9 protein-coding genes are annotated in these 12995 nt (G+C 63.9%); 6 read left to right on the forward strand and 3 right to left on the reverse strand.

Annotated elements, in window-relative coordinates; translation table 11 throughout:
• Window positions 1-116: 116 nt before the first annotated feature.
• Window positions 117-389, reverse strand: a complete 273-nt coding sequence (locus tag QMK33_RS21600; protein ID WP_283566704.1) for a hypothetical protein — start codon at window positions 387-389, stop codon at window positions 117-119.
• A gap of 44 nt (window positions 390-433) precedes the next feature.
• Between QMK33_RS21600 and QMK33_RS21605 the strand changes: the two genes are divergently transcribed.
• Together QMK33_RS21605 and QMK33_RS21610 are read left to right on the forward strand one after the other, a co-directional pair.
• Window positions 434-2350, forward strand: coding sequence for an ABC-F family ATP-binding cassette domain-containing protein (locus tag QMK33_RS21605; protein WP_283566705.1), 1917 nt, complete (start codon window positions 434-436; stop codon window positions 2348-2350).
• Window positions 2351-2550: 200 nt separating this feature from the next.
• Complete coding sequence (locus QMK33_RS21610; RefSeq protein ID WP_283566706.1) at window positions 2551-6507, forward strand: type IIG restriction enzyme/methyltransferase; 3957 nt, start codon at window positions 2551-2553, stop codon at window positions 6505-6507.
• 170 nt (window positions 6508-6677) lie between these two features.
• On the opposite strand, the gene QMK33_RS21615 is transcribed toward QMK33_RS21610, so the two are convergent.
• Window positions 6678-7055, reverse strand: a complete 378-nt coding sequence (locus QMK33_RS21615) for a hypothetical protein (protein WP_283566707.1) — start codon at window positions 7053-7055, stop codon at window positions 6678-6680.
• Between the two features lie 108 nt (window positions 7056-7163).
• On the opposite strand from QMK33_RS21615, the gene QMK33_RS21620 reads away from it, so the two are divergent.
• From QMK33_RS21620 to QMK33_RS21630, 3 genes are all read left to right on the forward strand, one after another.
• Window positions 7164-8072, forward strand: coding sequence for a zinc-dependent peptidase (locus QMK33_RS21620; protein ID WP_283566708.1), 909 nt, complete (start codon window positions 7164-7166; stop codon window positions 8070-8072).
• Window positions 8073-8325: 253 nt separating this feature from the next.
• On the forward strand, window positions 8326-9714 hold the full coding sequence (locus QMK33_RS21625) for a hypothetical protein (protein WP_283566709.1): 1389 nt from the start codon (window positions 8326-8328) through the stop codon (window positions 9712-9714).
• A gap of 144 nt (window positions 9715-9858) precedes the next feature.
• Complete coding sequence (locus QMK33_RS21630; RefSeq protein WP_283566710.1) at window positions 9859-11217, forward strand: hypothetical protein; 1359 nt, start codon at window positions 9859-9861, stop codon at window positions 11215-11217.
• Between the two features lie 3 nt (window positions 11218-11220).
• On the opposite strand, the gene QMK33_RS21635 is transcribed toward QMK33_RS21630, so the two are convergent.
• Complete coding sequence (locus QMK33_RS21635; RefSeq protein ID WP_283566711.1) at window positions 11221-11628, reverse strand: MGMT family protein; 408 nt, start codon at window positions 11626-11628, stop codon at window positions 11221-11223.
• Window positions 11629-11785: 157 nt separating this feature from the next.
• Between QMK33_RS21635 and QMK33_RS21640 the strand changes: the two genes are divergently transcribed.
• Window positions 11786-12865, forward strand: coding sequence for an efflux RND transporter periplasmic adaptor subunit (locus QMK33_RS21640; RefSeq protein WP_283566712.1), 1080 nt, complete (start codon window positions 11786-11788; stop codon window positions 12863-12865).
• Window positions 12866-12995 lie beyond the last annotated feature (130 nt).

A 12995-nucleotide genomic window follows, 5' to 3' on the forward strand; every position in this document is an offset into this window, starting at 1 on the left:
TGGTAGAACAGTGGCAAGACCGCCAGAATGCGCGGCCCAAGCCCCGCAACTGGCAATTCAAAACGGCCGATGCTCGCATCAAACTTGCTAAATTATACCCGACTATCTAATGTTTTTCAACCACTAGTATCAACGTCTAAATTGGCACCAGAGATGATGGCAAAATTATCATGATTTAGGTTACTCAGTTCCATCAGCACTGGTGAAACCAACCGCTCGGAACGTGATTTTTCGCTCCCAAAACCGATATTATTAGCGCGAGCCAGAGATTCGAGTAGCCAAGGACTTGGTTCAATTGGCGCTACATCGGTAAAGAGTGAGCGCTCACCGCGCACTTTCACGCCAAATTCGCGAATCAAGCGTTCGAGGGTAAAATCACTGTATGCCATAGCCCAAAGATACGCTGGCTGCCCATCGTACCTTTGTACTACTTATGAACTTGCTCTCCGCCGAGAATATCTCGAAGAATTACGCCGACCGCTGGCTGTTTCAAAACCTCAACTTTGGGCTGCAACTGGGGCAGCGCATTGCGTTTGTGGGCATCAATGGCACCGGCAAAACCACGCTCATGCGGGTGCTGGCCGGCCTTGAAAACCCCGATACCGGCCTCGTGACCCGCCGCCAGGGCATGCGCGTGACCTACCTGGGCCAGCAGCCCGTGTTCGACGAAAGCCTGACGGTGGAGGAAACCATCTTCGCCAGCCAGAACGATACGCTGCGCGCCGTGAAGGACTACGAGCACGTGGTGAACGACCCCAACCACAACCCCGACGACTTGCAGCGCGTGATGGAGCGCATGGACACGCTCAACGCCTGGGACTACGAGTCGCAGGTGCAGCAGATATTGGGCAAGCTGGGCATTTTGGGCGAGCTGCTGACGCGCAACGTGAGCAAGCTTTCGGGCGGGCAGCGCAAGCGCGTGGCCCTGGCCCGCGTGCTCATCGAAGAGCCTGACGTGCTGCTACTTGACGAGCCCACCAACCACCTGGACCTGGCCACCATCGAGTGGCTCGAAAACCGCCTCAACTCGCCCAGCCTTACGCTGCTGATGGTGACCCACGACCGGTATTTCCTGGATAAAGTAGCCAACGAAATCGTGGAGCTCGATAAGGGCACCATGTACCGCTACCAGGGCAACTACTCGTATTTTGTGGAGAAAAAGGCCGACCGCGAAATGCGCGAAACTGTGGAGGTGGAGAAGGCCCGCAACCTCTTCCGCAAGGAGCTGGAGTGGATGCGCCGCATGCCCCAGGCCCGCGGCACCAAGCAGAAGGCCCGCATCGACGCCTTTTACGTGACCAAGGAAAAGGCCAGCACCAACCTCAGCAAGCAGCAGCTGGAACTGAGCGTGAAAACCACCCGCCAGGGCGGCAAAATCATCGAGGCCGACAGCCTGAACAAGAAGTTTGGCGACAAGGTGGTGCTGGATGATTTCAGCTACGTGTTCAAGAAAAAGGACCGCATCGGCCTGGTGGGGCCCAACGGCGCGGGTAAGTCCACGCTGCTCAACATGCTCACCGGCAAGCTCAAGCCCGACAGCGGGACCGTGGACGTGGGCCAAACCACCGTATTTGGCTACTACACCCAAACGGAGCTGGAATTTGACCCCACGCAGCGCGTGATTGACATTGTGAAGGAAGTGGCCGAAGTGGTGGAGCTCGCCAACGGCGACGTGCTCACGGCCAGCCAGTTTCTCACGCTGTTTCTGTTTCCGCCGGCCCAGCAGTACACGCTGGTGAGCAAGCTGAGCGGCGGCGAAAAGCGCCGCCTGCAATTGCTGCGCGTGCTGGTACGCAACCCCAACTTCCTCATTCTCGACGAGCCCACCAACGACCTGGACCTGGGCACGCTCAACATTCTGGAAGACTTCCTGCTGCACTTTGCGGGCTGCCTGCTCATTGTGAGCCACGACCGCTACTTCCTCGATAACCTGGCTGAGCACCTGTTTATCCTGGAGCCGGGCGGGGCCGTGCTCAACTTCCCCGGCAACTACACCGACTACCGCGACTATCTGGCCGAGCGCGAAACCGAAGCCACCCTCGAAGCCGAGGAAAAAGCCGCCAAGGTGGCCCGCGCCGCTGCCAAAGTAGCCGCCGCCACGCCGGCCGCGCCCGCCCCGGTGGCCGCCCCGCCCAAGCGCCGCGCCAGCTTCGCCGAGAAGAAGGAGTTTGAGCAATTGGAGAAGGACATTGCCGCGCTGGAAAAGGAGAAGGAGCAGCTCGTGGCCAGCCTGGCCGCCGGCCAGGGCTCGCGGGAGGAGCTGACGAAGTGGCCCGCCCGCTTGCAAGTAGTTGATAAAGAGTTAGATGCCAAGGGTGAGCGCTGGCTGGAGCTGAGCGACTTTATGTAGACGTAGCGGGCCTTCGGGCCGTTATGGTCTGGTGCTTGTCGCCCTCCGCGGGCGCCTCACCCCCTAGCCCCCTCCCCTGCGGGGGAGGGGGAACTAGCTCTAGCTCTAAAAATCTAAATTTCAGATACTACTACTAAAGCTAGTTCCCCCTCCCCCGCAGGGGAGGGGGCTAGGGGGTGGGGCTGCCCTATCTTGCCACCATGCTTGCCCTCACTACGCTCACGCCTGCCCAAACCGTAGCGGCCGATGCCGCCCTGCGCCGCCTCAAGCCCACCGCCGACCAGCTCGCCACCTTCCAGCAGCAGCTGGGCCGGCTGCTCAAGCACCTCGACCCGACCAAGATTGAGCGGCACGGCGAAACGCATATCCTTGATTTTCTGCGCGATACTACGCCAGCCCTGGGGCCGGGGCCGGTGGCCGAGCGCTACGGCAACGTCAATGGCAAGCGCGACCTGGCGCTGCACCTCGGCGACACGGCCGCCTCGCCGGTGGGCGTTATCCTAGAGGTGAAGGGGCCCAAAAACCCGCAGGAAATGCTGGCCCCCGGCGACCTCAACCGCAAGGCGTTTCAGCAATTGCTGTTCTATTACCTGGAAGACCGCAGCGACGACCGGGCCGACGACTTTCGCCGCCTGGTGGTGACGACCGGCTTCGAGTGGTATATTTTTGATGCCCAGGATTTTAACGCGCTTTTTTGGAAGAATACCGAGCTGCGGCGCGCCTTTAAGGATTTCAAGAATAAGGCCAAGGCGAGCCCCGACACCAGCTTCTTTTACCAGAATATCGCCGGCAAGTTTCTAGCCGAGGCGGCGGGTAGCCTGCGCGCTACCTACGTGGATTTGCGGCCCGGCGCGCCCACCGCGCCGGCGGCCCTCACCGACCTGTGGCGGGTGTTTGGGCCGGGGTTTCTGCTGAAGGAGTTTCCGAGCCAGCGGCCCGATGCCAACACGCTCAACCAGGAGTTTTACGCCGAGCTGCTGTACCTCATGGGCTTGCAGGAAACGGCCGTGGGCGGGGTGCGCCGCATTGGGCGCTGCGCCGAGGGCACGCGCCAGGCGGGCTCGCTGCTTGAAAACATTCTGTATCAGATGGATATCGGCCACGACCTGGGCCGCGTGCCCGCCGAGGTGCTGGCCGAGTACGGCCCCGACCCCGCCCGCCAGCGCGAGGAAGTGGCCCTGGCCCTGTGCCTGGTGTGGGTCAACCGCCTGCTGTTTCTCAAGCTGCTGGAGGCCCAGCTGGTGCACTACCACCCGGCCGCCCACGCCGCCGACTTCCGCTTTCTCACCCCCGGCCGGCTGCCCGAGTACGATGAGCTGAACAAGCTCTTTTTTGGGGTGCTGAACCGGCCGCCGGCCCAGCGGCCCGCCGATGTGCGGGCCGCGTTTCGCGAGCTGCCCTACCTCAACTCGTCGCTGTTTCAGCCCGCGCCGCTGGAGGAAACCGTGCTCTACGTACGCGAGCTGAGCGACCGCGCCGGGCTGGCCCCGTTTCCGCAGTCGGTGCTGCGCAAGAAGGGCGCCACCGCGCCGCCCGCCGCCCCCGATGCCCCCGGCCAGTGGCTGGCGCTGCCCTACCTGCTGGGTTTTCTGGATGCGTTTGACTTTGGCTCGGACCCCAGCGCCGGCCCGGCGGCGGCGGGGCCCGGCGAGGCGGCCCCGGCCAAAGCCCTGCTGTCGGCGGCGGTGCTGGGGTTGGTGTTTGAGAAGATAAACGGCTACCGCGACGGCTCGTTTTACACGCCCGGCTTCGTCACCATGTACATGGCCCGCCACACGCTGCGCCGGGCCGTGGTGCGGCGCTTTACCCAGGGCGCGGCGGCGGCGCGCTTCCCCGAGCTGGCGGGCTGCACCAGCTGGGAGGAGCTGCGCGATGGCTTCAGCAAAAAGCGCCGGGCCGAGTATGCCGGCTGGTTTAATGGCCTCACCGTGCTGGACCCGGCCGTGGGCAGCGGGCACTTTCTGGTGAGCGCGCTGAATGAGCTGCTGGCCCTCAAGGCCGACCTGCGCCTGCTGCTCGATGCCGACGGCCAGCTGCTCGACTACACCCTGCGCGTGGAGCACGACGAGCTGCTCATCACCGACAACGACACCGATGCGCCCGCCCGCTACAAGGTGGCTACCTACGACCCCGCCACCGGCCAGCGCACCGTGGCCGCCAAGTACACGCGCCTGCAAGCCGCCCTGTTTCGCGAGAAGCGCGCCCTCATGGAGCACGCCCTGTTTGGGGTCGACCTCAACCCCAACAGCGTGCGCATTTGCCGCCTGCGCCTCTGGATTGAGCTGCTCAAGCACGCCTACTACCGGCCCGAGAGCGGCTTTCAGGACCTCGAAACCCTGCCCAACCTCGACCTCAACGTGCGCACCGGCAACTCGCTGGTGAGCCGCCACGCGCTGGGCGCGCCCCTGGGCCAGGTGTTTCGCACGGCCGGCATCACCGTGGAGCGCTACAAAAGCCTGGTGCACGAGTACTTCGGGGCCAGCGGGCAGGTGGCGCGCCAGCAGCTCGACACCACCCTGGCCGAGCTCAAGGCCAACGTGGCGCGCCGCATTTCGCAGGCCGACCCCTTCGCCAAGAAGCTCGCCGATGCCGAGCTGCAAGTGTTGCAGCTCGAAAAGGCCCAGAGCGACCTCTTCGGCAAGCGCCTCGATGAGGAGAGCTACGCCACGGAGCACCGCAAGCGCACGCTGCTGGTGGAGCAGCGCCGCCGCGAGCTGGCCGACCACCGCCAGGGCGTGTTCTTTCAGCAGGCCTTCGAGTGGCGCTTCGAGTTTCCGGAGGTGCTCGACGATGACGCCCGCTTCCAGGGCTTCGACGTGGTGCTCGGCAACCCGCCCTACATCCGGCAGGAGGCGTTTGCGGCCAGCAAACCCTTTTTCAAGAAACGCTTTGCCACGTTTGACGGGGCCGCCGACCTCTACACCTACTTTATTGAGCTGGGCCTCGACCTGCTGGCCCCCGGCGGCGAGCTGTCGTTCATTGCGCCCAACAAATGGCTCAGCACTGGCTACGGTGCGCCTCTGCGCGGCTGGCTCCAAAAAACCCACGAGCTGGTGGAGTTTATTGATTTTGGCGACCTCTACGTTTTCCCCCAGACCAAAGCCTACCCGGCCATTCTCACGGTGCATAAGCTGGCACCTACCCCGGCCAGCAGCTTCCGCGCCGCCGCCATTCCCCGGCTGCCGCCGCCCACGCTCGATGAGCTGGTAGATACCCACGTTCGGCAGGTTTCGCAGGCCAGCCTGGCAAGTAGCGGCTGGAGCTTGGCGGACAATGATAGTCAGGCGTTATTAAACAAAATAAAGGCAGCAGGCCAGCCGCTTGGGGAGTATGTCGATGGAACTGTCTATAGGGGCATTCTTACTGGCTTTAATGCAGCTTTTATAATAAATGCTGAAACCCGGGCCCGGCTCGTTGCTGAAGATGTACGCTCAGCAGAGGTTATTAAACCCTTTTTGGCAGGTCGTGATGTGAAAAGGTATCGCCAACCTCAAAACGAAAGCTTTCTTATTCTTCTACCGAGTGGCTGGACGCGCAAGCAGTTGGGTTGGCAGCGCAACAAGCGCGGGGTATATGCCGTGCCGCCTGTCACACCCAAATACGCTACTCCTTGGGAAGCGCTTACAGCTCATTATCCTGCTGTGGCGAACTATCTGCTTCCATTCCAGGAAGCCGCTACTGCCCGCTCTGATAAAGGCAATTATTGGTGGGAACTCCGTGCTTGTGACTATTACAATGAGTTTGAGAAGCCGAAGATTATCATTCCCACTTTTGCCACTGGTGCGCCTTACACCTATGACACGCTTGGTATTTATTCCAACGACAAGACTACGATTATTCCCACCGATGACTTATTTCTGTTAGGTGTTCTTAATTCAAGCGCTACCGATTACTTCTTCAAGTCTATTGGGGCGAAGCTGAAAGACGCCTTCTTTGAATACAAGCCTAAGTACCTAAATCAACTACCCATTCCCACGGCCACGGCCGAGCAGCAGGCGGCGGTAGCCACGCTGGTGGCGCAGATTTTGGCGGCCCGCGCCGCCGATGCCACCGCCGACACCCGCGCGGCCGAGGCGGCGGTCGATGCGCTCGTGGCCGCCCTCTACGGCCTCACCCCGGCCGAGGTGGCGCAGCTGGGCGCGGCCGGCGCGGGCTAGCGCGGGAGGCTGGGTATTGAAGGAAAACGCCGGACAAAAAAGAACGTCATGCTGAGCTTGTCGAAGCATCTCTACCACGCCGACGAGGTTAGTAACTCAAGCGGCGTGGTAGAGATGCTTCGACAAGCTCAGCATGACGTTCTTTATTCAATTAGTTGACCTACTGCCTGCTACGCTTTCCAGAGCTCGTGTTCCTGGCCTTTGCTGGTGGTGAGGATGAAGCGGGGCGGGGTGGCGCGCAGCACGAGGCGCACGCGGCCGGGGTACTTCTCCGAGTCAATCCAGACGCCGTCTTCCTTCTGGGGCTTGTCGGTGGCGGGCAGGTAGGCGGTGGGCAGCAGCACGTCGGTATCCGATTTCAGCTCCAGGTGCACCTTTTCCAGCGCAGCTTCGAGGTCGGGGCCGTAGTCGTCGTTGAAGTCGTCTTCGAGGTCGTGAAGCGATTCCTCCACGTCGTCGTAGCGGGCATCGTCGTAGGTGAGCGTGTGCAGCTCGGCTTTCTTTTCAATCAGGGCCAGCAAGGCGGCGTTGAGGTCGGCGGCGTTCATCGGGGCAGGCAGGGGAAAGACGAAGGAAAGGGGAATGGGTACAAATTTGCGAATGAAAAGGCAAACGGGCGGCCCAACCACCGGGGCCGGGCGGCCGTTAAGCCAGCCATGCCCCTCTCCTACGCGCTGGTTTTGCTTACGCTGCTGGCCCTGCTGGCGGTTTTCTACCGCTACCTCACCGCCGATAGTCGCCGCCGCCGGGCGGCCCTGGCCACCCCTTTTCCGGCCGCCTGGCGCGCGCTACTGGTCGAAAACGTGGCCTTTTACCGGGCCCTCGCCCCCGAAGGCCGGGCGCGGTTTGAGCAGGCCATGCAGCTTTTTCTGGCCCGCACGCGCCTCACCGGCATCCAAACCGAGGTCGATGACCTCACGCGGGTGCTCGCGGCGGCGGCGGCCGTTATCCCGGTGTTCGGCTTCCCCGGCTGGGAATACCCCACCCTGCACGAGGTGCTGATTGTGCCCGACGCCTGGCAGCTCGAAGCCCAGCCCGACCACGAGGTACTGCCGCTGCAAGGCACCCTGCTGGGCTCGGTGCAGCGCTTCCAGACCTCGCAGTACATGCGCCTGAGCCGCGCCGCCCTGGTGCAGGGCTTCACCAACCCCGCCGACCGGCACAACGTGGGCGTGCACGAGTTTGCCCACCTCGTAGACGAGGCCGACGGCCAAATTGACGGCGTGCCCGGCGCGGGCCTGCCGCCCGCCCTGCGCCCCGCCTGGGCCGCCGTGGTGCGGCGCGAATTGGCCGCCATCCGGGCCGGCCGCTCCGACCTCGACCCCTACGCCGGCACCAACGAGGCCGAGTTTTTCGCGGTGGTGAATGAGGCTTTCTTCGAGCGCCCCGAGCAGCTGCAAGAGGGGCACCCCGCGCTGTATGACCTGCTGGCCCAGGCCCTGCACCAGCACCCCGGGCAACCCGCCCAGGCCGCCAGTACCGGCCCGGTGCTGGCGGCCGGTTCGCCCTGCCCCTGCGGGAGTGGCAAGCCGTATAAGGACTGCCATTTGGAGGGGGCGGCGTAGAATCTGGCCGTTCAACGGAGCGCCTCACCCCCTAACCCCCTCTCCGAAAAGGAGAGGGGAGAACGGTTTTGCGCGATTGGTAGCTGACGCCTGGCTCCCCCTCTCTGTGAGGCTTCGCGCCTAAAGCGAACCGGGGGCTGGCCCCAACGGGGTCCCGTGAGGTACCCCGTTGAACAGCAACCTGCCGCTCAACTAAGGGAATAGTAACGGCGCGGGCCGCATCTTTGGCGGTGTTATTCCTTTCAGATTACCTATGCGTTTTGCTACTTTTTTAATGGCCGTTGGGCTGGGGGTTGGGGGCGCGGCTAGCCCGTGCGCGGCCCAGTCGCACGAGATTGACTTGAGCACGCAGGCGCTGGCCGTGCCGGGGCGCACGTTCTACATCAGGCAGGTGCTCGACGGGCGGCCCGTGCGGGCGGGCATCGGCACGGTGCGGCGGGGCATGGCCAACGTGCCCCAGCGCGCCGACCTCAAGCCCACCGTGACGCTGGCCCTGCAAGCGCTGCTGACCCAGCAGCTGCCCGCCCAGCCCACCGACCAGCCCGTGCTGGCCGTGGTGCGCGCCCTGCACGTGCAGGAAGACCTCACCTTCACCACCGAGCAGGCCACCGACGAGGTAGCCCTGGACTTTTATCTACTTGATGCCCAAGGTAATGCCCACTTTGCCGGCAGCACCCACGAAACGGTGCAGAGCAAGGGCCTCGAAACCACCGGCCGCCACCCGCGCCAGCTGGCGCAGGCCCTGCAAGCCTGCCTGGTGCAGCTGGCCGGCACCGACTGGGCCGCCGTGGCTGCCCAGCCCGGCCACCCGGTGGCCGAGCTGCCAGCGGCGCGCCCGGTGGCCCGCCAGGCCTACCCCGTGCTCACCGACTCGGTGCGGCCGGCGGGGTTTTACCGCACGTTTCTCGATTTTCGCAACAACACCCCGGTGGCCAGCCCGGCGCTGGTGGTGGTGCCCGAGCGGGTATTTGGCAAGGGCTGGGGCGGCGTATCGACCTACACGCCCTACTTGCAGGAGCCCGATGGCCGGCGCGGCGCGCAGCTGCGGGGCGCGTGGGGCTTCTCGGATGGCCGGCAGGTGTACCTGCTGCACCGCAAGCGCTACTGGCAGCTGGCGCGGCAGGGCGACACCTTCGGCTTTGTGGGGCCCAGCGTGGCCGATGCCGGCGCGGTGAGCACGGGCGCCGTGCTGGGCGGCCTGGCGGGCGCGGCCCTCGCGTCGGCCTCTACCAGCGGCCGCCCCACCGACTACACCCTGAGCCTGCTCACGGGCCGCGTATCGACATTGGCCGAAGACGACTACGTGACCACGCCCGACACGGTGCTGCTGCACATCTACTGCCGCAAAAGCAGCCTCGGCACCAAGCCGGAGCCCGTGTACCTCAACGAAAAGTTAGTGGGACAACTATCAGAAAATCAATTACTTACCATTTCGTACACTGAGCACGTGGGCGAGATGCACCTGCGGCTGGGCACGCGCAAGGACCGGGAGCTGGTGTTTCAGCCCGATTTTCTGCACCCCATATACGTGAAGGTGGTGCGCTACCCCGACGATGAAACCCGGCCGCCCATGGAGCTGGTATCGGCCCAGGTCGGCACGTTTGACCTGCGGGTTATTAAGCCCCGCGCAGCGGGCGAGTAGCGGGGCGGGGCAGCTACTCGCCCGCACCAATGGCGCACCAAAAGGAGGAGGTACTGGGCCGCAAGCCGGAGCTAGTGCTGGCACTGACTACAGGCCTTGTGCTTTTGTGAGCAATACTATCTTTATCAGGTATTCAACCTGCTTATGGCCAAAAATCTATTCTTTTTCAGCTTGCTGCTGGGCTGCCTGATTTTAGTGCGGCCAGGCGCGGCGCAGGTAGTGCAGTACCTGCCCCCGCTGGTAGCGGCGCGTGCGGTGCCGCCCGGCTTGGTGGGCGTGAGCCAAGTAGTGGATGCCCGGCCGGGCCGACCAATGGCGCTCGGCTACTCGCTTTCGGGCGGGGCGGGCCCGCAGCCCGTGACGTTTGCGCAACCCCTCGCCCCTACGCTACTGGCATTTTTGCAGCAGCAAGTGCCGCCAAGCAAAACTCCTGGCCAAGAGCTAGTGATGCGGCTAACCCGGCTTGAACTAGAGGAGCTAAAACTACAGACGCTGGCGCACCTGGAAGCCGAATTTTACCGGATGGGGCCCGACAGCAGCTACCAGCTGGTGGCCCGCTGCGCGGAGGCTGCCCAGCGCCCGCTGACTGGCAAGCGCGAGGCAGCGTTGGTTGCGCACAGCCAAAATTTGAGCGACGTATTGCTTGGGGCATTGGGCACAGGTGGCAATTTGGCGCAATGGCTGCCCAACGAACCGCGCCGCGTAAACAGTCAACTGCGGGCCGCCGAGCCGGCCCCGCCCACTGGCTCGCGCTGGCCTATTCTGGCTGAGGGTGCCACGCGCCGGGCAGGATTTTACCGCACTTTCGACGATTTTAGAAATAATCAGCCAACCGAAGCTGACCGCCTGGAGGTGGAACGCCACCCAAATAGCAACGCCGAGCGCGCCGACGATTACGGGGTAACGCCCTACTACCACGAGGCCAATGGCCGGCGCAGACCAGCCACTATTTATTGGGGCTTTTCCGATGGGCAACATGCTTACATTCAGTTCGATTTCGCGTATCATCGGCTCCTGCCGCAGCTCGGCGGCTTTATGTTCTACACCCCACCGAAGCTTCGCGGCTACGGTGTACCTGCCTACGGAACGGCTGCGCTAACGCGCGAACGCTACGAGCTAAATCTGGACACGGGCACGGGCACGCCTTTTCTACCCACGCAGCGTTCTTTATCCGCGCAGCATTTACCCAATCCGCTGAGCCGGCCAACGCAACTACTGGTTTACCGACCCCGGTCGGCCAAAGGGCCAGCCGCGCAAATACGCCTGGCCCCTGACCAGCCGGCACAAAGCCTAGCCGCAGGCGAATACCTGCAGTTTTCGCCCCTCGCCGGCCAGCCGCTAACCGTGCGAATACAGCTGGCCGGCGGCATGGAAGTCACCCTGCCCGTGCTCCCCACCGCCGAAACCGCCGTTTATTTGGAGTGCCGCCCAGGCCAAGACGTCCCGCTTCAACAAGTGAAAGTCGAAGTAGGCGCGGCCGCCGTCTCGCGCCTGATTGACTAAGACCTATCCCAGCTCCACGGCCGGGTCCCAGTACAGCTTTTTGAAATCCACTACCACGTCGGCCTCCACGCGCACGCCTTCGGCCTCCAGGCGCTCCTGCATGGCGGTGGGCGTGGGAAAGTGGTGCCGCCCCGTGAGCTGCCCCAGCCGGTTCACGACGCGGTGGGCGGGCACGGGCGCTTCGCGGCGCAGCGTGGCGGCGTCGAGGTTGGCGGCCATGAGGGCGTAGCCCACGGCCCGCGAGCCGTGCCGGGCCCCCAGGTAGTGCGCAATGGCCCCGTAGCTGGTAACGCGGCCCGGCGGCACCAGGCGCGTTACCTCGTGCACGTCGGCAAAGTAGTTTCGCGCGGGCACGGGTGTGGTTTGGGTAGTGGCGGCGGGGGCCACGGCGGGCGAGGCGGGCTTTTTCATGGCGGTGAAAATACGGGCGGGCGGCGCAACCCCCGCCCGGCGGGGCGCGTCATTGCGCCCGCGCACTGAACCCGAACGGTGGGCTGCCTGTTGACCGCCGCCTGGCCGGTGGGCCGTGTTTTATCGCGCGGCCCGCTGATTATCACTTACTTCCCGTATGCCTTTTTTTTCCGCGGCTTTGCGCCACACTACGCCGCTTGTAGTGGCCGGGGCCCTGGCCCTGCTAGCCGGCTGCCACGCCAAACCCGACGAAGCCAAGGGCGGCAAAGGTGGCAAGAAAGACACCGGCCCCGCCCTGGTCGATGTGCTGGTGGCCCGCCCCTCCACCATAACCGACTCGGTAGAAGCCAACGGCACGATAGTGGCCAACGACTTTGTGGAGCTGCACCCCGAGGTGAACGGCCGCCTCACGTTTTTGCAAGTGAATGAGGGTAAGCGCGTTACCAAAGGCAGCATTATTGCCCGCATCAACGATGCCGACTTGCAGGCCCAGCTCCAGAAAACGCGGGCGCTGCTGCAAGTGTCGCGCCTCTCGCAAACCCGCCTGCAAACGCTGCTCAAAGTGCAGGGCGTGAACCAGGCCGACTACGACCTGGCCGTGAGCCAGGTGCGCAGCAACGAGGCCGACGCCGCTTACTCGCAGGCCATGATTGCCAAAACCATCGTTCGCGCGCCCTTCACCGGCGTGCTGGGCCTGCGCCAGGTGAGCGCCGGGGCCTACGTCACGCCCGCCACCATCATCGCCACCCTGCAGGCCGATACCAAGCTCAAGGTCGATTTTACCCTGCCCGAGGCCAGCGGCAGCGTGGTGCACCCCGGCAGCGTGGTGCTGGTGTACCTGGCCGGCAACCCGCCGCGCCGCTACCCCGCCACCGTGCTGGCCCAGGAAAGCCAGGTGAACCAAACCACCCGCAACCTCACCGTGCGCGCCCTGCTGCCCCCCGGCGCGCAGGTGAGCCCCGGTAGTTTTGCCCGCGTGCGCGTGCCCGCCGGCGCGGCCCGCCGCAGCGTGCTGCTGCCCACCAATGCCCTGCTGCCCGGCGATAAGTCGGACCAGGTAGTACTCGTAAAAAACGGCAAGGCCGTGCTGCAGAACGTGCGCACCGGCGACCGCCAGAACGACCACATCGCCATCATCAGCGGCCTGGCCGCCGGCGACTCGGTGGTGACGAATGGGGTGCTGTTTACGCAGCCCGGCAAGCCGGTGAAGGTGCGCAAGGCGCAGGCGAAGAACTAAGTAAAAGGCCGTCATGCTCATCTGGCGTCCACGCAGTGAAGCATCTCGCTCGCAGCAGTAATCAAGACCGTTGAACGATTGAGTTAGTACACCACGCGAGATGCTTCACTGCGTGGACGCCAGATGAGCA

Origin of the sequence: Hymenobacter sp. H14-R3, assembly GCF_030063445.1 — a bacterium.
In the GTDB taxonomy this organism is placed as follows: Bacteria; Bacteroidota; Bacteroidia; order Cytophagales; family Hymenobacteraceae; genus Hymenobacter.